20 protein-coding genes are annotated in these 22,455 nt (G+C 39.5%); 11 read left to right on the top strand and 9 right to left on the bottom strand.

The features are described from left to right. Nucleotides 1–80 precede the first annotated feature (80 nt). From recD to AC1M83_RS08065, 3 genes are all read left to right on the top strand, one after another. Nucleotides 81–1,850 carry an exodeoxyribonuclease V subunit alpha gene (recD, locus tag AC1M83_RS08075; RefSeq protein ID WP_481590412.1) on the top strand — a complete coding sequence of 590 codons (1,770 nt, stop codon included), beginning with the start codon at nt 81–83 and terminating at the stop codon, nt 1,848–1,850. A 606-nt stretch (nt 1,851–2,456) separates the two neighbouring features. After that, the gene (locus AC1M83_RS08070) at nt 2,457–2,744 is read left to right on the top strand and encodes a hypothetical protein (protein WP_481590411.1); all 288 of its coding nucleotides are present in this window, start codon (nt 2,457–2,459) and stop codon (nt 2,742–2,744) included. 43 nt (nt 2,745–2,787) lie between these two features. Next, nucleotides 2,788–4,248, top strand: coding sequence for a S8 family peptidase (locus tag AC1M83_RS08065; RefSeq protein WP_481590410.1), 1,461 nt, complete (start codon nt 2,788–2,790; stop codon nt 4,246–4,248). Nucleotides 4,249–4,312: 64 nt separating this feature from the next. Here AC1M83_RS08065 and AC1M83_RS08060 read toward each other — a convergent pair whose 3' ends face one another. Continuing rightward, nucleotides 4,313–5,608 carry a serine hydrolase domain-containing protein gene (locus tag AC1M83_RS08060; RefSeq protein WP_481590409.1) on the bottom strand — a complete coding sequence of 432 codons (1,296 nt, stop codon included), beginning with the start codon at nt 5,606–5,608 and terminating at the stop codon, nt 4,313–4,315. 249 nt (nt 5,609–5,857) lie between these two features. Between AC1M83_RS08060 and rpsO the strand changes: the two genes are divergently transcribed. From rpsO to AC1M83_RS08045, 3 genes are all read left to right on the top strand, one after another. Further along, complete coding sequence (gene rpsO, locus AC1M83_RS08055; protein ID WP_035264047.1) at nt 5,858–6,127, top strand: 30S ribosomal protein S15; 270 nt, start codon at nt 5,858–5,860, stop codon at nt 6,125–6,127. Between the two features lie 242 nt (nt 6,128–6,369). Beyond that, on the top strand, nt 6,370–8,457 hold the full coding sequence (pnp, locus tag AC1M83_RS08050) for a polyribonucleotide nucleotidyltransferase (RefSeq protein ID WP_481590463.1): 2,088 nt from the start codon (nt 6,370–6,372) through the stop codon (nt 8,455–8,457). Between the two features lie 106 nt (nt 8,458–8,563). After that, on the top strand, nt 8,564–9,796 hold the full coding sequence (locus tag AC1M83_RS08045) for a magnesium transporter CorA family protein (RefSeq protein ID WP_481590462.1): 1,233 nt from the start codon (nt 8,564–8,566) through the stop codon (nt 9,794–9,796). An 82-nt stretch (nt 9,797–9,878) separates the two neighbouring features. Here AC1M83_RS08045 and AC1M83_RS08040 read toward each other — a convergent pair whose 3' ends face one another. The 6 genes from AC1M83_RS08040 to AC1M83_RS08015 form a co-directional block, all read right to left on the bottom strand. Continuing rightward, nucleotides 9,879–10,142 (bottom strand): HP1242/YdcH family protein, encoded by a 264-nt coding sequence (locus AC1M83_RS08040; protein WP_035264053.1) that lies wholly within the window; start codon nt 10,140–10,142, stop codon nt 9,879–9,881. 76 nt (nt 10,143–10,218) lie between these two features. Next, nucleotides 10,219–10,545, bottom strand: a complete 327-nt coding sequence (locus AC1M83_RS08035) for a chaperone modulator CbpM (RefSeq protein WP_035264056.1) — start codon at nt 10,543–10,545, stop codon at nt 10,219–10,221. Further along, the gene (locus tag AC1M83_RS08030) at nt 10,542–11,465 is read right to left on the bottom strand and encodes a DnaJ C-terminal domain-containing protein (protein ID WP_035264059.1); all 924 of its coding nucleotides are present in this window, start codon (nt 11,463–11,465) and stop codon (nt 10,542–10,544) included. Before AC1M83_RS08030 ends, AC1M83_RS08035 begins: the two co-directional genes overlap by 4 nt. A gap of 153 nt (nt 11,466–11,618) precedes the next feature. After that, on the bottom strand, nt 11,619–12,494 hold the full coding sequence (gene hslO, locus AC1M83_RS08025) for an Hsp33 family molecular chaperone HslO (protein WP_035264061.1): 876 nt from the start codon (nt 12,492–12,494) through the stop codon (nt 11,619–11,621). Between the two features lie 50 nt (nt 12,495–12,544). Next, the gene (locus AC1M83_RS08020) at nt 12,545–14,425 is read right to left on the bottom strand and encodes a monovalent cation:proton antiporter-2 (CPA2) family protein (RefSeq protein WP_481590408.1); all 1,881 of its coding nucleotides are present in this window, start codon (nt 14,423–14,425) and stop codon (nt 12,545–12,547) included. Nucleotides 14,426–14,535: 110 nt separating this feature from the next. Beyond that, nucleotides 14,536–16,758 (bottom strand): primosomal protein N', encoded by a 2,223-nt coding sequence (locus tag AC1M83_RS08015; protein ID WP_481590407.1) that lies wholly within the window; start codon nt 16,756–16,758, stop codon nt 14,536–14,538. A 152-nt stretch (nt 16,759–16,910) separates the two neighbouring features. Here AC1M83_RS08015 and gspF point away from each other — a divergent pair, with 152 nt between their 5' ends. From gspF to AC1M83_RS08000, 3 genes are all read left to right on the top strand, one after another. Next, the gene (gspF, locus tag AC1M83_RS08010; protein WP_481590406.1) at nt 16,911–18,116 is read left to right on the top strand and encodes a type II secretion system inner membrane protein GspF; all 1,206 of its coding nucleotides are present in this window, start codon (nt 16,911–16,913) and stop codon (nt 18,114–18,116) included. A gap of 58 nt (nt 18,117–18,174) precedes the next feature. After that, a complete protein-coding gene (gene gspG, locus AC1M83_RS08005) occupies nt 18,175–18,600 on the top strand; it encodes a type II secretion system major pseudopilin GspG (RefSeq protein WP_228143111.1) in 426 nt (141 codons plus the stop codon). 281 nt (nt 18,601–18,881) lie between these two features. Then, entirely contained in the window at nt 18,882–19,214 is a 333-nt protein-coding gene (locus AC1M83_RS08000) for a hypothetical protein (RefSeq protein WP_481590405.1), read from the top strand. A gap of 63 nt (nt 19,215–19,277) precedes the next feature. Here the strand turns inward: AC1M83_RS08000 and lnt are convergent, their stop codons facing one another. Both lnt and AC1M83_RS07990 read right to left on the bottom strand, forming a co-directional pair. Continuing rightward, nucleotides 19,278–20,837 (bottom strand): apolipoprotein N-acyltransferase, encoded by a 1,560-nt coding sequence (gene lnt / locus AC1M83_RS07995; protein ID WP_481590404.1) that lies wholly within the window; start codon nt 20,835–20,837, stop codon nt 19,278–19,280. After that, nucleotides 20,834–21,673, bottom strand: coding sequence for an HlyC/CorC family transporter (locus AC1M83_RS07990; protein WP_092767211.1), 840 nt, complete (start codon nt 21,671–21,673; stop codon nt 20,834–20,836). Before AC1M83_RS07990 ends, lnt begins: the two co-directional genes overlap by 4 nt. A 200-nt stretch (nt 21,674–21,873) precedes the next feature. Between AC1M83_RS07990 and tusA the strand changes: the two genes are divergently transcribed. Together tusA and AC1M83_RS07980 are read left to right on the top strand one after the other, a co-directional pair. Then, entirely contained in the window at nt 21,874–22,131 is a 258-nt protein-coding gene (gene tusA / locus AC1M83_RS07985) for a sulfurtransferase TusA (protein WP_035264077.1), read from the top strand. A 107-nt stretch (nt 22,132–22,238) separates the two neighbouring features. Continuing rightward, nucleotides 22,239–22,455, top strand: a 217-nt coding sequence (locus AC1M83_RS07980) for a hypothetical protein (protein ID WP_481590403.1), incomplete at its 3' end; no start/stop codon positions are given.

The raw sequence follows: 22,455 nt of genomic DNA, 5'->3' as shown, positions 1-22,455 counted from the left end.
AATGAATTTATTATTAATCATTAATTTATCTTGTGGATAATATTGATGATAAATGTGTAGATAACTATGAGGATAACTGTGTGGAAATTAATCAGAATGAAAAAGTTGATGTTCCTCAATGGGTAACAACTTGGGCTGAATATATCCTAAATCAGTATCTTTCATCAGATGATTTAAATGAACAATCCATTAACACCATTGAACAAGTTCTGATGGCATCTACTGTCGGCGATAGTTGTATTGATTTGAAAGGGGAGGTTATCCAAGATCTGAGTAAGTTGCTCGTGAGCGCAGAGCTTGCAGAACAACAGGTCGCGCCTTTTGTTTATGATCAGAACTATTTGTATTTATATCGCTATTGGCAATTAGAGCAGCGTTTAGCTCAACAAGTTTATCGTTTAAAGCAGCAAACGATAGTGCCTGTAGATTGCACAAAATATGAAAAATTATTAACCGATCCATTTCAAAAGCAAGCCTTAGAAATGGTATCAATGCAAGCGCTGAGTATGATTACGGGTGGTCCGGGTACAGGGAAAACGTATACTCTAGCGCGTATTATTGCTGTATTAAATGAGTCGAATCATCAGTTAAGAATCGCAATGGCTGCACCGACAGGAAAAGCTGCACAGCGAATGAAAGAAGCATTGCAAAACTCATTAAATGACGATGCAATGCTCAATATGGGTTTGGATATTGCCCACTTAAAGCAGCAAAATACGTTAACGATTCACCGTCTTCTGGGTTTAGGGCATAGCGCTCAACCTAAATACAGTCTGAAAAAGCCATTACCCTATGATGTGGTGGTGATTGATGAAGCCTCAATGCTCGATCTCAATCTCGCGACGATGCTTTTTGAAGCCATTCCAGACCAATGTCGTTTGATCTTGTTAGGGGATGCACAGCAGTTGGCCTCGGTTGATGTGGGGATGGTTTTGGCGGATTTACAACAAGTAAAAGCGCTTAAAGACCATCACGTGAATTTAGTGACCAGTCGAAGATTCAAAGCAGGTGCAAAAATCGGTGATTTGGCAAGGTTCATCCAGTCACATCAATGCTTACCACAAAGCTCGAAAGTTGAGGTGTTGGCTAAATTTGAGAAGGAGATTTGTAGAGCATCTGAAATCCAACAGATTAATTTAGCTGAGCTTCAAGAGGATCTTGTTCAACTAGAGTATTTGAATAAAGAATATTCAGATCAAGATTTAAAAGCCTATTACCTTAAATTAAGCTCGGGGTTTACGGATTACTTTAAAGCACTCAACCTTTATGTCAGAAATGGATATCAGCAGCAGGATGTGGCTGAAATTATCCAAAAATTTGATGATTATAGGATCTTAGCTGCAGTGAGACATGGACATTTGGGATTGAATCGTTTGAATGATGAGATTGAAAGGGAGCTATTTCAGCACATGCGGATATCACGACACGACCTTTGGTATATTGGTCGCCCTGTCATGATGACATATAACGATTATCAACTCGGGCTTTCTAATGGTGATATTGGGATATGTCTCAGACATCGCCAGTTTGCTGATCAATTTGAAGTATATTTTCCAAGTCTTGACCAATGGTTTCCAGCATCACGTTTACCAAAGTCAATGCAAACCTGTTATGCGCTGAGCATTCATAAGTCGCAAGGTTCTGAATTTAAACACACTGCAGTTGTATTAGATGAGTTTGCGTCACGTCTATTGAGCCAAGAATTATTGTATACCGCGATTACGAGGGCAAAAAAAGCAGTCAGTTTATTGGTGGATACTGATGCTTTATTTGAGGCAATAAACATTAAAACAATAAGAAAAACAGGTTTATTGAATAAATTAAACACTTTATTTATATCTAATATTTAACGATTGGTTGAAAATAGAAAACCTTTGTAGGAAATATCTTACAAGGATTCGAGAAATTGGCGCATAGAGCTTCGTACAATTTTTTGCGATGATTGCTTGCATAAAAGGTTCAACACGGAAAGTTGAGCAATATCGCATAATTACAATAATTTATAGTCGAGAGACTGCGAACTTACAATGATGTAAGTGATAAAAGAGGAAACTTACAGCCGCTAAGCCTTGTAGTTTTGGGAGAGACTACAGGGCTTTTTTATATACATATAAGATTAAATTGATTACATAATGTACGCAATTTCTTACATAAAGATCAGAAAACTGCGACTTGTGTTGCATAATGAATCTGGCAAAATAGTCATATAAGGAAATGAAACCTTAAGAACAAGGACCGTATTAATAATAAATGTGTGTGCAGCACTTACAATAAAAATATAAATAACAGAATCATAACTAAAATATAAGAATCTACAGCGCAAAAAAGGCCCTATGACTTGTCATAGGGCCTTTTTTAACCGTTTATCTCAATTTTAATTTTTAGGCATCTTTATACTTGTTTTGACTTAACGATTCTATTAAAGTGCGTAAAAATTATCACTTTACAAAAAAACCATGAAAAAATTAATAATTTTAATCATTTTGGTGAGTGTTGTTCTGTTTGGGTTGTATAAATGTTTTAAGCCTGCAGATCAAAACACTTCCTCAGTCGCTCAGATTGATTCTCTATCTGCTCCTGAGAGTGGACAGCAAACGCCAATATCGCCTAACGAAGATCAAGTCGAAGATTTAAATGAGTCTGAGAAGATGCCTGTTACTGATTCTCCAGATTTAGTAGATCCGAAGAGCGATTTTTCGATTAAGCCTATTGATCCAGAAACTGATCCAGCCAATCAAGTGTAATTTTTTACCCTGCGCACTAAAAACATAACAACGGAGAATAATTATGTTTAAAACTTTATCATTAAGCGCATGTCTGAGTGTTTTGATGGTCGGAACTGCGATGGCTCAGATGAGTCCTGTAGCAGCTAACGCTCAATTGAACAATCAGGCAAAACAAAAAGTGTCGAAAGGTGGTATTAATCTGTCGGCATTACTGAACAACAGTTCAAATGATTTAATCGTTGAATATCATGTTGACACTAATCATTTAGAAAATAATCGCACTCAACTTCGTGAACATCTTGCTCAAAAGAAGCAATCGATTCAATCGCGGTTTATACGTTTAGGTGGTATTCAATTACTACGTGATTATAATGCTTTACCATATAGCTTTCATCGCGTTCAAAAGCGTGACACGCTCGTAAGCTTATTGAATGACCCGAATGTAAAAGCAGTTTATCCAAATAATGTTTCTTATACGACAGCATCTCAAAGTCTACCATTAATTGGTCAAGTACCTGCGGCTGCGCAAGGCTATACTGGTGAGGGGACAACAATTGCTATCTTAGATACAGGTATTAATTACCGACATTCAGATTTTGGTAATTGTACAGCGCCAGGTGTACCATCATCGACTTGTAAAGTTTTAGAAACTGTCGAGGTTGCTCGAGAAGACTATCAGTTAGATGTTAATGGACATGGAACTAACGTTGCAGCAATTGCTTCTAAAGTTGCACCAGGTGCAAAAATTGTCATGCTTGATGTCTTCACTGGTAGTACCTCTAGAGATGGGGGGCCGGCATACGATTATGATCTAGTGGCTGCCTTGAATTGGGTGGCGAACCACTCCCAAAGCAAAAACATTAAATCTGTAAACTTAAGCATTGGTAATGGACGTAGTTATTCCTCAACTTGTACTAGTTCCGTACTTACAGATTCTTTTTCGAAGTTGAGAGGCTATGGGGTATTACCAGTTGTTGCATCTGGTAATGATAGCCATCTGAGAGGTATATCCTATCCAGCATGTACTGCGGGTGCGGTCAGTGTAGGAGCGGTTTATGATGCTAATGTAGGTTCAATTGGATTTAAAAATTGCTCTGACAGTGCAACTTATAGCGACAAAGTAACGTGTTTCAGTAACTCGAGTCGTAATTTAACTTTATTGGCGCCTGGTTCACGTATTACCGCTGGCGGATATACAATGGATGGTACTTCAATGGCTGCACCTCACGTCGCTGGGGCTGTTGCTGTGTTACGTGCGAATAATGCTTTCCCGAATGAATCATTGGATCAAATTGTTGCACGTATGACGTCTACGGGAACTTTGGTTACGGATCATCGTAACTCAATTCGCACACCTCGTTTGAATTTAATTGCTGCGTTAAATGGTGCTCCATCTACTCCAGCACCACAACCCCCTGTTGTTGAGCCACCTGTAGTGACGCCAACTCCTACGCCAACACCAACTCCAGCACCACAACGTAACTGTCGTACTTTCTTATTTGTGACAATCTGTAGTGGTTAATTAATAGCTAATAGATGAAAACTTTAAAAAAAGGCATCTAAATGATGCCTTTTTTACATTGATATTAAACACGTTCAGTTTCAGATTGATCAGTTCCAAATAACGCGCGTCTTTTTTCCTTAGGAATACTTGGGCATTGGTTGGATATTTGATATAGCACTTTTGCTAAAGCGGCTAAATGTGTGCCTAACACAGATTTCCCTGTATTTAAGAACGATACACTGATATCCCGTTGAGGATCTGCCCAACATAAAATATTCGAGAAACCTAGATGACCAAAAGCTTGTCCAGTATTTGGGCCAAATACACCGATTGGATTACTGCCTAACATCGGACCAAGTGCATAACGCATAGGTGCTAAAAGGTTACGGTCTATTGTTGTATTGGATGTAGGGAGTGTTGCTCTGAAAACCGTTTCTGAATTGATAATTTGCTGGTCTTGATAACGACCACCATTGAGTAACATTTCAAAAAAGCGATTGGCTTGTTCAGCACTGGTGTAAATATTTCCTGCAGGACAGACGGTATCCATAAAACGGGGATCATTAGTGACATCCACTGCCAGTTGCAGTCCTCCGCCTAATACACGATTGAGATATAGGTCAGTCCCCAAGACAGGGTGAATCCCAGTTGGATAATTTTTTGCAACTAAATGACGTAGTTCTGGTTTTAAACCATAGTTGAAGAAAGGTAAATTCATTGGTTTTTCAATATGTTCGTGCAAGTAATCACGAATATCTTGTCCTGTTACACGTTCAACCAATTCTCCTAAAATATATCCAGCAGTTACAGCATGATAAGAGAGTTGCGAGCCTACGGGTGCAATCGGTTTTGCTGCATAAAGATGCTCCAGGATCCCTTGACGATCAAATAAAAGCTCTGGAGTGACCTCAGTTTCAATTTTAGGAATACCGCCACGGTGTGATAACAAATGAAATATGGTGGCGCGTCGTTTACCGTTAACACTAAACTCTGGAATATAGCGACTCACTGGATCAAGTAAGTTAATTTTCCCTTGTTGATCTAACAAATGCACTAACATGGCATTAACGATTTTAGAGGCAGAAAACATACAGACCGGTGTTTCTGGTGTCGCAACTTTAGAAGGGTCTGTTTGATAGTTTGGACCAAGTTCTGTGTAACCAATACTGCGATTAATTAATATCTGACCCTTGCGACGTAAACACATACTGATCATTGGATGATTGCCAGTACGATAAAGTGCTTCAACACTGTGCCAAATTTTATCAATTTGCTGTTGCGTCATTCCCCCAAGTTCTGGCGCAACTTCGTCTTTATGACGAGTGATCGTAGTTAAGTCTTTTGGTGCTATGCACGTATTTGTAGAGAGTAATTTCACGTTCATTCCATGTTTCATTGTTTTTATAACAGGCAAGTTTGCCCTGCCAAAAAACAAAAGTCAGTATCTTTAACGACATGAATTGATGATTGTTTCTGCCAGAAGTTATTGAGCGGATAATTTTGCTTTTTGAGGGGGGTTCCTTTAAAATAGCACGCTGCTGTAGTGATGCACGGCAGTCAATTCCGCTTTGAAGAGCGTCATTGATTTGTATCAAATACTTTTAAATAAGCATCTCGGAGAAATCGAATGGCTTTAACAAACGCAGATCGCGCAGAGATCATTGCTAAATTTGCTCGCGCTGAAAACGACACTGGTTCACCAGAAGTTCAAGTAGCTCTTTTATCTGCTCAAATCAATGACTTACAAGGTCACTTCAAAGAGCACAAACACGACCACCATAGCCGTCGCGGTCTTATCCGTATGGTTAACCAACGTCGTAAGCTTCTTGACTACCTTAAAGGTAAAGATGCTACTCGTTACAGCGATTTGATTGCTGCTTTAGGTTTACGTCGTTAATTCGATTTAAACTTTATTTTCGGATTATTGCATGTTGAATGCTGTATTGCTGAAAACTAAAGGCGATCTAGTTTCGACTAGATCATGGGGAAGGGGCGAATAGTTTCGCTCCTTCTTTGTGTTTAAAAATAGTGTTTCTAGTGAGGTCGGCTTCTAAGCTTTGTCATTTAAAACCTGTGTTGTGAATGCCAAACCTTAGGGGTCTCCACTAGAATAAAATCAGGAAAAAATAGAACATGTCGATGTTTAATATTATTCGTAAAGAATTCCAATTCGGTCAGCACCAAGTTGTGCTTGAAACAGGCCGTGTGGCGCGTCAAGCAAATACAGTAGTGATTACCATGGGTGGTGTGACTGTATTGGTTGCTGTTGTTGCTCAACCGACTGTGAAAGCAGGTCAAGACTTTTTCCCATTGACTGTTAACTACCAAGAAAAACAATATGCTGCAGGTCGTATCCCAGGTGGTTATGGTAAGCGTGAAGGCCGTGCATCTGAAGCTGAAACTTTAATTTCACGTTTGATCGACCGCCCAATTCGTCCGTTGTTCCCAGAAGGTTATTACAACGAAATCCAAGTGACTGCGACAGTTGTATCATCTGACAAAACAATGGAAGCTGACATTGCTGCAATGTTAGGTACTTCTGCTGCACTTGCAATTGCAGGTACACCTTTCCGTGGTCCAATTGGTGCTGCACGTGTCGGTTTAATCAACGGTGAATACGTTCTTAACCCAAGCCACGAACAACTTGCTCAATCTGATCTTGATCTTGTCGTTGCGGGTACTGAAGCTGCTGTACTTATGGTTGAATCAGAAGCGAAAGAACTTTCTGAAGACCAAATGTTGGGCGCAGTTCTTTTTGGTCATGACGAAATGCAAATTGCAATTCAAGCAATCAAAGAATTCGCAGCAGCAGCGGGTGCAACAGAGTCTACTTGGACTGCACCAACTAAAAATGAAGAACTTCAAGCAAAATTAAAAGAAGCATTTGAAGCGAAAATCTCTGAAGCATACACGATTGCGGTTAAGCAAGACCGTTATGCAGCACTTGATGCACTTCATGCTGAAGCAATTGCGCAATTCGTTCCTGAAAATGATGAAACAGGTATTGCTGATGAAGTGAACGAATTATTTGAAGACCTTAAATATCGTACAGTTCGTGACAATATCTTGTCTGGTAAACCACGTATTGATGGTCGTGATACTAAAACTGTTCGTGCAATCGACGTACAAGTTGGCGTGTTAGATCGTGCGCACGGTTCTGCATTGTTCACACGTGGTGAAACTCAAGCGTTAGTAACGACGACTTTAGGTAATACACGTGATGCATTAATGGTGGATACCCTTGCAGGTACGAAGACTGATAACTTCATGCTTCACTACAACTTCCCTGCATACTCTGTAGGTGAAACTGGTCGTGAATCTGGTCCTAAACGTCGTGAAATTGGTCATGGTCGTTTGGCACGTCGTGGTGTTCAAGCAGTTCTTCCACCAGCTGATCGCTTCCCGTACGTGATTCGTATCGTATCTGACATCACTGAATCGAATGGTTCGTCTTCAATGGCGTCTGTGTGTGGTGCTTCTTTATCACTTATGGATGCAGGTGTTCCACTTAAAGCGCCAGTTGCAGGTATTGCAATGGGTCTAGTGAAAGAAGGTGAACGTTTCGCAGTTCTTTCAGACATTCTAGGCGACGAGGATCACCTTGGCGACATGGACTTTAAAGTAGCAGGTTCTGCAAACGGTATTACTGCACTTCAAATGGACATCAAGATCGAAGGTATTACTGAAGAGATCATGGAAGTTGCATTGAATCAAGCGTATGCAGGTCGTATGCATATCTTGAATGAGATGAATCAAGTGATTTCACGTGCTCGTCCTGAAATCTCAATGCACGCACCAACATTCCAAGTGATCAGCATCAATCCTGATAAGATCCGTGACGTGATTGGTAAAGGCGGCGCAACTATTCGTCAAATCACTGAAGAAACCAAAGCAGCGATCGATATCGAAGATAACGGTACAGTACGTGTATTTGGTGAAACTAAAGCAGCGGCAATGGCTGCAGTAGCGAAAATCCAAGCGCTTACAGCAGAAATTGAACCAGGTACAATTTACACAGGTAAAGTCATTCGTATCGTTGAATTCGGTGCGTTCGTCAATATCCTTCCTGGTACTGATGGCTTGCTTCACATTTCACAAATCTCGAACGAGCGTATTGCGAATGTGACAGACGTTCTTACTGAAGGTCAAGAAGTTAAGGTACAAGTTGCGGATGTTGATAACCGTGGTCGTATCAAACTTACAATGAAAGACATTGAACAAGCTTAATCATTTAAGCTAATTCTAAGCCTTGTGTGGTGCTTCGTTTAAACGAGTGTTACACAAGGCTTTTTTTATGGCACGATCAAAATGTTCTCATTTAAAAATAACTAAAATGCAAAAGTTTAATTATTATTATCATCAAGGTGACGGGTATATTTATCTGAGTGAAGCATTATCGACTGATGTTGATGCAGAATTTATATGGTTGAGTTTTGAACGCCACGAATTGATTCAAAATACAGAGACGTGGCAACGATATATTTTTGAGAACACTGGAATTCTGTTGAATGAATTTCATCTTAAAGATATTCAAAACCTTGAGCATCCTTGCGTATTTGATGCATTAGATGATTATGATTTGTTGATCTTTAAAAAATTAATCACCCCAGATGACCACATACAAATTCAGAATGGTCATTCAGCTGAGCAACAAACTGCGGACATTGTTACAACGCCGGTAAGTTTTGTCATGACATCAAATGTTTTAATCACAGTGCATGAACGAGGTAATCGTGTATTTGAAACATATCTTGAAAGAGTGCAGGCGATTCAAACACGACCTATAGAGCAACAGAATATTCCACGAAAATTAGCACAGAGTCCTGTAGATATTGTGCTTAGATTACTGAATATGATGGTGGATGGCTATTTAGGTTTACGTGTGCCACTAACCAAACGTGTGGAATTTTGGCAAAGAGAACTATTACAAGGAAATCAAAAATTTAATCGATGGAATCAACTGCTGCAAGAGATCACCGCTTTTCAACAAGTTGAAAATTTGTGTGAAGAACAGGTTGAATGCCTACAAGAATTAAGAGATGAAATTGTCGAAAATTATCATCATATTAAAGCTAAACGTAAGGCAGAGAAGCAAAATTTAATGCTCGTCCGAATGGATGATTTAATTAGCCATATTGAAAGAATACAAAAGCACAGTGTTCGGTTAAACCATGCAGTACAAGCCGCTATCGATTTGCACTTTTCAGCAGTGGCCAATCAAACCAATGAAAATATGAGAATTTTAGCAATTATCACCGCTGTATTTGCACCACTGACTCTTCTTACAGGTATTTACGGAATGAATTTTGAATTTATTCCAGGATTAAACTCACCGCATGGCTTTTGGTATATGCTCACAGCCATGTGTGTGACAACACTTTTGTTAATTTGGTATTTTTATCGTAGACAAATGGTCGGGCGCGGTGAAAAAAGTGTGATGGAATTGTTGGCTCAACAAAACCAGCAGCAACAACTCGGTTTGTTTGCATTTTTGGAGTATGAACCGATTCAAAAAACATTGAAAGGTACGCTCCGAGAAATGGGACGTTGGACTCGATTAAAATAGTCAACGTCACATAAGGCACTTATGCTTTAAGTCAGAATGATAAGTGCCAGATTCACCGTTATTTTATAATATTAAATTGAAATTACTGAGTAAGGTTCGTCTGCGCTTGTTTGAGCAAACGATACATTTCATCTTTTAATTTAAGTTTTTTTCGCTTTAGAAACTCAATATCATCATTAATTACATTAACTGGATTTAGTTCCAAATGCGTAATTTCATGATCTAGCGTTTCATGTTCCTCGAAAATTTTAGCGAAGTGAGGGTTTTCTTCTCTTAAAGGCTGAATAAGTTCACGGAACTCAGGGAAAAGGTTTTTCAGCTTTTTATTGCATTCTTTAACTTTCATTGATGGTTTAATCCTTTCATTCTAATCAATAAAAAATAAATGCATGTAACAGTACATGCATTTATGTGGGCTTGCTTTATTTGAAGTATTTCACTTGCTTGCGCAATTGTTGTACTTCATCTATCAGATCCATCATCATGGCGACGGCAGGGAGACTTGCTTCAAAATCCCGTTGCAAGCGATAAGCTCTCCGTGCTCGAGTAAGTTCTTCACCAAAAAATTGATGGATTTTTTGCTCAGAACGAGCAGGTAGAATCTCATATTCAAGTAATTGCAAAACCCACTCAGGACTTTGTCCGCATGCTTGGGCAAAATGCTTTAAATCAAAAATACATTGGTCATCAATGATTTCAGCCTCTAAATATCCATTTTTGTACACTTCTCGGTACTGAATCGTTGTCATGATTCACCTCCTTCATCACGAGGGTTGAAATGTGTAAATGCTTGAGCAAATTGCTCATATGCCTGTTTTTGCTGCGGGGATTCTGCTCTTGGATAAACAATATTCAGGATTAGATAAAGGTGTCCCGGGGGGGAAGAGGGAATCCCTTTTTCTTTAATACGGAGTTGTTTGCCATAAATTGTATGTTGAGGAATGCTGACTTTAATCTTTCCAGAGGGGGTTTTTAGCTCGATGTCTTGGCCTAAAGCAGCTTCCCAAGGACTAATGTTAATGTGATAGTAAATGTCTGCCTGATCGACATATATGCTGTCAGTGGTTTGATAATGGATCTGTATATAAAGATCTCCATTTTCACCGCCCGATAAACCAGCTTGTCCTTGACCTTTGAGCCGAATTTGTTGACCGTTTTTCATCCCTTTCGGGATTCTAATTTCAAGGGTTTTTCGCTGAACTTCAGGTTGTCCATATGCATTAAAAGTGGGTATACGCAATTGGATGGATTGAGTGACACCTTCAAAAGCGACTTGTAAGGGCACTTCTATACTGGCATGTTGATCTTCACCACGAATTGGCTGGGATTTATATTGGTGTGAGCGCTGTGCATAACCTCCACCAAAACCTGTACCAAAACGCCCAAACAAATCTTCAAAGCCAGAAAATTCATGATTTGTATGGTTTTTAGTATCCGAGAAAGGAGACTGACTATTCAACTGATCGAGTTGTTGATCATACTCTTGTTTTTTTAAAGGATCACTTAATGTGTCATACGCAGTATTAATCGCCTGCATTTTTTTTTCGGCATCAGGTGCTTGACTGATATCGGGATGGTATTTCCGAGCCAGTTTTCGATATGATTTTTTTATTTCCTCAGGACTCGCATCGCGATCTAGTCCGAGTTCCTCATAATAATTATTTGCCATTAAGCAAAAATAACCGTTGATTAACTTTTAATCATTATGAGCAGACTTTCGAAGACTACAATATGTTCAGATGGTGAATAATTGTTTCAATTTCTTACAACCAAAAAAATCAGCAAGTAAAACTTGCTGATTTTCGAAGAGAACTGTTAAGGATTAACTGAGGTGCTCGCCGAATAGACCGAGTGCTTCTTCAGCAGTAAATCTGTATTGAGTGTTACAGAATTGACAGTCCATTGTAATAGGGTTCTGTTGTTCTAAAATTTCACGCACAGATTCAGCACCCACCTGAATTAATGCTGTAGAGCAACGCTCTTTAGAACATGTACAGCCAAATTGAAGTTGTTCAGCTTCAGGTAGTCTGACTTCTTCTTCATTATATAAGCGATACAAAATTTCTTGCGCATCTAGCTCAGTAAGTTCATCTGTTTTTAAAGTTTCAGTGAGCATGGTTAGACGAGGCCAGATATCTTCATCAACCTTTTGCTGCTCTTCATCATTGTTACGCGGTAACAATTGAATCAAAAGACCACCAGCGCGTTGAGCAGTACTAGCTAAAACGATCTTGGTTGGGATTTGGGCAGATAAATCATAATACTGCATGAGGCATTTAGCTAAATTCGGCTGATCTAAAGGCACGATACCCTGATAGCGTTCGCCAAATTCAGGTTCAATATTAATAAATAAAACTGGACTGACCAAAGTTTTCAGAACGATGCTGCTGTCTGATGCTTCTTCAAAACGTGGATCAGCTTCATATTCAGCTAATCCGCGTACTTCACCGAGGTGATTACATTCAGCCATAGCCCATTTTAAGGTGCCAGAAGCTTGAATTTGGAGGCTAATACGTCCCTTAATTTTAAGTGTGCTGGCCAACAATGCAGTTGCACTGAGCATTTCGCCCAATAAAATTTGAATCGCAGGTGCATAGGCGCGTTGCGCTAAAATTGTTTTAAGCGTATCTTCAAGATGTACGACTTCACCACGAACAGGGCTGTTATCAATAAAAAAACGTTGACGTAAATCAGACATAAAATTCTCCAAATCCCTGTCTAGATGGTGACGATATTGTAAATCACAAGTTAAAATTCTTCATCTCGACAAACATTAATTTGGTTTTGCGAGTGCTTAGCGCGTCGTTCTATAGAACTTACTTCAGAATCAATGGTTTCATCTAAACTTTCTAAAAGTGGTTGATGTTGTTGCGCATCATTTTCAAAAATTTGTTCGAGTTCCGCTAAGAAATTTCGATAGCTTTCAAAGACTTTTTGATCATCCGTATAGATGCGTTGTTGCTCAGCTAATAGACGCTCATCATAGTCTCTAAATATTTCAATACTATGTTGAGCATGTTCTTGACTTAAACCTAACGCGGTTAAGGTGCGAAATGCCATACCGAGTGAAGATAGAAAAGTTTCACGCCAAATATGCTCAATGCCTAAGTCTTTAAGTAAATGCATATGATGTCGATCACGGGCACGGACGATGAGTTTGAGCGTTGGATAATTCAAACGTAAATGGCGAGCAATATTCATCGACATTTCCACATCGTCTACAGCAAGTACAAATGCCTTAGCATGCTCGATGCCTGCAGATCTCAATAAATCAGGGGAGGAGGCGTCTCCATAATAAATTTTACCACCGTACTTTCTCACAAAATCAATTTTTTCTAAATTATTATCAATGGCTGTAAAGCTGACATGATTGAGATAAGCAACGCGCGCCACTATTTGTCCGACGCGTCCAAAACCTGCAATGATTAATGTTGAATGAGTGTCTGGTAATGGGACATCTTCAGCGCTATCAGTCTTTCGATCAAGATATGGAATGAGCCATCGTTGTGCAAGCCAGAAAATGACAGGGGTGAGTGCCATCGAAATTGCAATGATCAGAATCGTAGGGGATAACACTGCTTGAGTAATTAAACCTTCGGTATTCGCAACAGCTAAGATCACATAAGCAAATTCTCCTCCTTGAGCAAGACAAATGGCAATCAATACACTGGTTTTCCATTGAAATTTAAAATATCGTGCGATTGCAATCATGCTTAATATTTTTATGATGATCAGCACGAATGCCCCACCAAAAATGAATAGCGGCTGATCTACGAGGAGATCAATCGGTGTCATCATGCCTACGCTCATAAAGAATAAACCGAGTAATAAACCTTTGAAGGGTTGAATGCTCGATTCCAGTTCATGGCGAAACTCAGAATCCGCGAGTAACACACCTGTCAGAAAAGCACCGAGCGTGGTGCTTAATCCGAGCATATCCATAAACAGAACGACAGCTAAAACAATGAAGAGTCCAGCAGCCGTAATGAGTTCAGTGGCACCACTCTGTACAATGAATCTAAAAAATGGTCGCATCACATAGCGACTAAATAAAAATAAGCCAGTAAACGTTGCAACAACAGCGGCAAAATAAGCAATACCATGATGTGTAGACTGATTTCCCGCGAGTAGGGGAATCAGGGCGAGTAAAGGAATAGCGGCAATATCTTGAAACAGTAAAATAGAGAAAGATTGCTGACCATGCGCGGTATTCAGCTGCTGCTTTTCTGCAAGTAATTGCATGACAAATGCTGTAGATGATAAAGCAAGGGCAAGACCAATTACGACACTAGCAGCAAGATGCTGTTGGAAGAACAGCCAAATGGTTGCGACAAGAATTATACCTGTGATCAAGACTTGAGCACTTCCAATCACAAATATAGAGTGACGCATATTCCACAAGCGCTGAGGGCGTAATTCTAGGCCGATTAAGAACATCAAAAAAATCACGCCGTACTCAGCTAATTTCATTAATGTTTCGGCATCATTGGTCACATTCAATGCACTTGGACCAAGTAATATTCCTGTAAACAAATAACCTAAGACTGTCGCAATACCAATTTTTTTTCCGAGCGGAACAAAAATTAATGCGGCAGCTAGAAAAATTGTGATTTGTAACAACAATGGCATTGGCCTTCCCTAAAGTGGAATGTTGGACTGATGAAATTGTAATCGTGTCTGCTTTAGCTGTGTAAATTTAATTCAGGTCTTTGACTTTGATAATTTAACTCTATTCATGATTAGCTTAGCTCTTGAGGATCTATATCAATACTGAGCTTCATCGTTGAAGGTTTTTGTTGAAGCACGAATGGCCACCATTCTCGTATATAGAAATGCATTTTTGCACGATCTGATGACAATAAAACCACATGTGCCTGATAACGCCCAGCCTTTCGCTCCATTGGCGCAGGAATTGGACCCCAAATCTCAATCAGCTCACCAGTATGTTGTTGGAGCGATTGTGTCATATTGGTTAAAAAATTGAGATTTTCTTCCTGACTACGCGATTCACAACGTATTAATGCTGCATAGCGCATTGGAGGGAGTAAAGCAGCTTGACGATCATGAAGTGTTTCACGAGCAAAAGCACGATAGTCTTTATTAATGAGCGTGTTGAGTAGAGGGTGATCTGGTCGTAAAGTTTGTAGATAAACCTCACCTTTTTTTTCACCTCGTCCTGCACGACCTGCAACTTGAACAATCAATTGGGCTGTACGTTCCGTTGCTCTGAAATCAACACTGAGTAAACCACTATCAATATCTAAGATTGCAACTAAGGTTACATACGGAAAGTGATGACCTTTGGCTAACATTTGCGTACCAAGTAAAATCATCGGTTTACTTTGATGAATTTGCTCGTAAATTTTTTGCCAACTACCGACACGGCTCGTGGAATCACGATCTACTCTGACCACAGGAAAGTCTGGAAATAAATGTTGTAAATTCTCTTCAACTTTTGCCGTGCCCATTCCAATAGGCTTCAAGGTGTGTTGCTGACAAGAGGGGCATTGATCAGGCAGTCGATTAATTGTCCCACAGTGATGGCAATGCAGGTGCTCATATGGTTTTTTATGAAGCGTAAAATGTGCATCACAATGGGGACAATTGGCTTGCCATCCACAGCTTTCGCAGATCAGGACAGGTGCATAACCACGTCTGTTTAAAAAGATCAGTACCTGTTCTTCTTGATTGAGTCTTTTTTGAATTTCTTTAATGAGTTGTTCGCTTATGCCATGCTGTTTTTGAGCAATCTTTAGATCAATTAAATGAATTTTAGGTAAGCTTGCACCTGCGGCACGTTCATCGAGTTTCAGAATCGTTAATTTTTTTTGCTCCACCAAATGATATGAGTCAATACTTGGTGTTGCTGAGCCAAGGACAATGGGGCATTGCTCTAAATAAGCGCGATAGAGAGCAACATCACGTGCATGGTAGCGAAAACCTTCTTGTTGTTTGAATGACAGGTCATGCTCCTCATCTAAGATAATGAGCCCTAAATTTGGCATGGGGGTGTAAATCGCAGAGCGTGTACCAAGAATAATGGAGGCCTTCCCTGTTTGAGCATATTGCCAAGCTTGGAGGCGCTTTGTGTCATTCAGTCCGGAATGCAACAAGACAATATTGCAGTGAAAGCGAGATTGAAATCGACTGATAGTTTGAGGGGTTAAGCCAATTTCTGGTACCAGTACCAATACTTGCTGACCTTTTTGTAAAACCTCTTGCATGACTTGCAAATAAACTTCAGTTTTTCCGCTTCCAGTTAAACCATCGAGTAAAAATGCTTGATAGCGATTTTGTGCTTTTAAGATGGATTGAATTGCTTTTTTTTGATCATCATTTGCAGTCAATGGCATTTGAGCCAGCTGTACAGGTTCAGGACTAAAGTCCTGCTGAATCAATTTACATTCGACGATTTCTTTCTTTTCAAGCGCTTTTAATGTTGCTGTTTCCACACCACTCAAATTCAGTATCGTCTCGGCAGTCCCTTGAGGGTGTAGCTTTAAAATTTTATAAGCCTCTTGTTGTTTTAAAGATCGAGCCACTTTCTTTTCAGCGTCTAAATTTAAAACTTTCCAAGAGTGAGCTAATAAATTATAGGGTTTACCCTGCCTTAAAAATGTCGGCAAAGTGGTATGCATGACTTCCCCAATGGGGAATTGATAATATTGAGCAGACCACTGCGCGAGCTGAATGATCGTAGCATTGAGTATGGGTTGCAGATCCAAGATTTCAGTGATGGGTTTCAGTTTGATTTTCGGATCTAATGGCGTTTCTGGTGCGATCTTTTCGAGTACGATTCCGACTAAGTTTTGACGACCAAACGAAACAAGAACACGGCAACCTATGTGTATAGTTTGGTATTGTTCTGCAGAAACTTCATAATCAAAACAATCATATAGATAAACTGGCACCGCGATGCGCACTCGATAAACAATTTGGCTTAATTCTGAAATATTTGTCATATATAGTCGTCAATCAATATGGTGAAAACTTATCGTGGATAACCAATGCTTATGATAGAGTGTTCAAGTTGTTGCAAGTGATCAATATGAATGAAGAGAACGGTCTAAGGCAACTCTTAAGACATCATAATTAGGAAAATTAGAGCATTATCATGCCCGCATATCAATATACTGCCATCGATGCTTCAGGAAAGCAGCAAAAGGGTGTGCTAGAAGGTGATTCAGCCCGACAGATTCGACAACAGCTTCGGGATAAACAATGGATTCCAGTACAAGTTGATGCTGTAGAACAAAAAGACAAGCATCGAACTGGTGGTTTTTTTCAAAAAAAATTTACAGCTTATGACTTAGCTTTGATGACTCGCCAATTATCCGTATTAGTTGCAGCGGGGATCCCACTTGAGGAAGCATTAAGAGCAGTTGCCAAACAAAGCGAAAAAGCTCACGTGCAAAATTTGATGTTATCTGTAAGATCAAAGGTTTTAGAAGGTCATTCCTTGGCTCAAGGGATGCAACAATCTGGCAGATTCCCTGAACTTTATATTGCAACGATTGCTGCTGGTGAGCGATCAGGACACTTAGATCTTATTCTCGATCAATTGGCTGATTACACTGAAAATCGCTTTGCGATGCAAAAGAAGATTCAAGGTGCAATGATTTATCCTATTATTTTGATGTTGATGTCTTTCGGTATCGTGATGGGACTCATGACCTATGTAGTGCCAGACATCGTTAAAACCTTTGACCAAAGTAAAGATGCGCTACCTTGGATTACGGTTGCTTTAATGAAAGCCAGTGATTTTATACGTCAAGCTTGGCCATTTGTATTGGTCGCGTCGGCGTTGGGATTCATTATATTGGTGCGTTTTTTAAGGACTGCCGCAGGGCATTATGCTTTTGATCGTCTCACGTTGAAGTTGCCATTATTTGGAAAACTATCACGAGGTATTAATGCTGCCCGCTTTTCAAGTACCTTATCTATCTTAACGCAATCTGGTGTTCCTTTGGTCGACGCGTTGAAAATTGGTGCAGCAGTAAGTAGCAATTGGGTTATTCGAGATGCAGTCAATGTCGCGGCTGAAAAGGTCACAGAGGGTGGAAATTTGGCGACGCAACTTGAACGCTGTGGTTATTTTCCACCGATGATGGTGCAAATGATCAAAAGTGGTGAAGCCTCGGGTGAGTTGGATCGAATGTTAGAAAGAGCTTCGACGATGCAAGATCGAGAGGTTACTACATTGATCTCAACATTATTGGCGCTGTTGGAACCACTAATGTTGGTGTTAATGGCTGCGATTGTATTGGTGATCGTGATTGCTGTCATGTTGCCAATCGTCAACATGAACAATATGATTTAAACAGATTCAATAAATTCTAATAATGAATGAAATAGCGAGTGAAAATATGCGAAACAAGATGAAAATGCGAAAACAATCTGGTTTTACCCTGATCGAAGTGATGGTGGTGATTGTGATTTTAGGTGTGCTTGCAGCACTGATTGTGCCTAATGTCATGGGGCGTGGTGAGAAAGCGAAGGTTGATACCACAATCATTACGCTGAAAGGTGTTGCAGGTGCATTAGATCAATACAAATTAGACAATAACCAATATCCATCGATGCAAGATGGGGGCTTGGATGCCTTGGTCAATCAACCAGCTTCAGCAAAAAATTGGTTACCTGGTGGTTATGTGAAGGGTGGTTATCCTAAAGATAGTTGGGATAATGATTTACAATATGTGATTCCCGGTTCGGAAGGTCGTGCATATGATCTTTATTCATTCGGCGCAGATGGAAAGCAGGGTGGTGAAGGAAATGATGCTGATATCTTTTACACACCATAAATAAAAATCATTATTAAAAACCATTCATGGTATTAATCACTTCACTTAATCGAATTAATAAATATTGAGTGAAGTGATAATCTTTATTATTTGATTTTATCTGGTTAAGTTTTTGATAATTATAATTTTTATAAATAATTGGTTTTTGAGATTTATAATAAGAATTATTCCCATATTTAATGGTTACAAGAAACAGAAAATATGAAGAAAATTAGGCTTTTTATTTTAATTATTCCCTGCATAATGGAGCCAACAGCTTAGCTTGATAATAAGGGGGAATGATGAAAGCATTAATATTGTCAGATGAAATCAATTTATTTCATTGGACTGTGCTCAAGTCTGCACTGCTTATTTTGAGTTTATTGCCTATCAGTCATTTATTTATTGATCTTTGGTCAAATGCAGATGTAAGCAGTCAAATCATGATCGGATTTATGGCGATTAGTGTATTTAGTGCGATTACGATTTTAAGTTTTTATAGTGCACTTAAAGCATCTGTTTTGACGCTGTCTGATGTATCTTCAACATGTGAAGCGCTGCTGATTAAAATTTATCGATCTATTCCGATGTTGAGTTTGATGGCAATGCTGTCTTACCTCACAACACAAATTTAAAAAAACCGAGCATATTTGCTCGGTTTTTTTGATATAGAACGTATATTTGATTTGAACCAAGTGTTATCGACGAGATTTAAAACTGACATCGACAACACGAGGTCTAAAGAACCAACCCATCACCAATAAAATCAATGACAATCCCAATATTGGCCAATCACTGAATCTCGTATACCAAGTTTGCCCTTGCATTGCAGGTAAATCACCACGAAGAACCGCTTTTTGATCAATTGGGGCTTGGCTGACGATTTCCCCTTTGTGGTTGATAAAAGCAGTCACACCTGTATTGGTTGCACGAATAAACCAGCGTCCATTTTCTTTTGCTCGCATTTGTACCATTTGTAAATGTTGCCACGGACCAGCGGTACCCGTAAACCACGCATCATTTGAAACGGTGACGAGGAAATCACTATTTAGTGCATTGCGTCGGGTTAGGTTCGGATAGGCAACCTCATAACAAATCGCAGCAGCTAATTTGTGGTTGTGAATTGAAAATGGAGCTTGATCCTGTGGACCACGTGAAAAACCGCTCATTGAAGGATCATTTTGAAGCGCAGGTAACACCCAACTTAACAGGCCAGACAGCGGAATATATTCACCAAAAGGAACGAGACGCTGTTTTTTATATAAGCCTGTAGCTTCATCACCGGATGCCATCATGGAGTTGTAATAACGAGGATAACCCAATGCCTTCGATTCATTTAAATCCCAATATGGAATGCCTGTTACCCAAGCTGTGTTGGTACTTTTGGCTTGCTGATCCATTGCATCTAAAAATGGTTCGATATCTGATTGAAACATTGGGATTGATGATTCAGGCCAAATCACCAAGTCACGTCCCCATTCTGATCGTGTTAATTGCGCATAGATTTCAAGTGTCTTTATTTGATACTCAGTTAACCATTTTAAATCTTGAGGAATATTACCTTGGATTAAAGAAACGCTCAGCGGTGTTGATTTTTTTTCTTCAACAAAAGTTAAATAGGATGCGCCCCATGCACCTAGTAATACAATTGAAACTGGAATAGCCCAAAAGTAGCGTCTTCGTAGGATTTCAACAAGTGCAGATGCAATGAGAATGACCACGAAAGAAACTGCAAATACACCAAATAAAGGTGCATAGCTATCTAAGAAGCGCTCGGTAAAAGCATAACCTGCAAATAACCAAGGGAAACCAGTAAATACCCAAGTTTTTGCCCATTCAAAGAATACCCATAAAGGGGCAAAAGTAAGTGGTGTTTCTGGAAAGAATCGACGATATATCCAAGTTTGTATTGCAGTAAATAGCCCCATCACCAAGGCCATAATCGCAATCATGATGACACTTAAAAACGCAGATGTATCACCATACACATGGATAGAGGTGTATAACCAGAATGCACCTACAAACCATAATCCAAAACCGTAAGCCCAACCGATGAGGAATGCTTGTTTAGAATTCCGCTTACTGAGTGTGGCATATAGCAATGCTGGCGATAATATTGCCAGCCACCACCAATAAAAAGGTGCAAGTGCGAGACTAAAAGTCGCACCTGCTGTTAAAGCAATAAGGAGTGGATAAATGAAAGGTAATGATTTTTGTTTTTCTGAAGGACTCAATAATTTTTGAAAATAGGCTCTCATTTACGCACAGCTCGAATCAGATGAATAGTACGGACATCTGCTTCCACAATGGTAAATTCCCAATCTCCCAATTCAATCACTTGGCCTTGAAGATCGCTGACTAAACCAATTTCTTGCAGTAATAGTCCACCCACAGTTTCCACTTCATCATCGGAAAATTCAGCATTTAAAACATTGTTAAAATGTTCAATTGGTGTAAGTGCTTGAACTAACCACGTGTTACTGCTGTTGCTGGTTTGATCTGGAACAATAAAATTGGCTTCTTCATCGACATTGTCATGTTCATCTTCAATTTCACCCACAATTTCTTCAAGAATATCCTCAAGTGTCACTAAACCCGAAGTAGAACCGTACTCATCAATCACAATCGCAATATGTGTTTGAGTGTTTTTTAGCATTCGGAGCACTTGATCAGAACGCGCGCTTTCAGGCACAAAAATCGGTTGGCGCATCAGCGAATGTACATTTACTTTCGAATCACGATCTTTTAAGAAAGGTAAGAGGTCCTTTGCCAAAAGGATACCAATGACGTTATCAGGTTGATCTGTTGAAAATACAGGGAAACGTGAGTGCGCTGACTCGATGAGAACATCAAGAATATCCAATAACTCATCATCTTCTTGTAAGCTGACCATTGAAGTTCGTGGCGTCATGACTTCACGAATTTTAGTCGCTGGAAGGTCAAAGATTCCCTCGAGCATCGCTACTGTATCTGGTTCGAGTAGTCGACGTGAATCTTGTACAATTTTTAACAGTTCATCTCGGGTTTCTGGGGCTGTGCCTAACCATTTGCGTAAGCCACGCATACCCCACGATGTACCTGATTCCTCTTGCATGATCTTTCCTAAAGACTCTTCAATTGAAAAAATAAGTTTTAATCATACCGAAGAAAATACGCTTGTCTATTGGTAAAATTTTGATTCCTAATGATCTATTTGATCATAGACCACTGTATTTGGAGTCTTTTTCTGAATTTGGGAGTGAAAAGATTGAATTATGATAAAATAATCGCCCAATCTTTTAAGGGCGATATTGAATGTCTGATTCTCAAGTTCAACCTCAAATCCAGTTGAATACACGTGGTTTACGTTGTCCAGAACCGGTGATGATGTTACATCAAGCCATTCGTAAATCTAAGTCTGGTGATGTGGTGGAAGTATTTGCAACAGATAATTCAACTTCTTGGGATATTCCTAAATTCTGTATGCATCTTGGTCATGAATTGCTGTTGCAAGAAGAACGTTTAGATGACAATGGGAACAAAGAATTTCATTATTTGGTAAAAAAAGGTTAGCCCGTCGTGAATTAACGGTTGAAACAATTCATATCGTTTAAAATTGATTTTTTCGTGTACAATTTGGGTTAAGAATATCTAAATAATAATGATTAACTCATTTTGACATGAAGAATTTCATCAATAATATTCAGCGTACGATTGAACAGCTCGGTCTAACCGCCCAAAACAGAGCCCTCCACATCCAATTCAGTCATTCACAGCTGAATAGCCAAGTCTTCCTACAACGCATCGATGGCAGCCATGCCCTTAACGAAGGCGTGCAAGCAGAACTCATCTGTCTCTCGACCAATGCCTTAATTCCACTCAAACAATTCATCGGCA

Source organism: Acinetobacter sp. 25-47-130 (assembly GCF_056779705.1).
The sequence above is the reverse complement of the archived record's forward strand: the minus strand, read 5'-3'. Positions and strand labels throughout refer to the sequence as shown.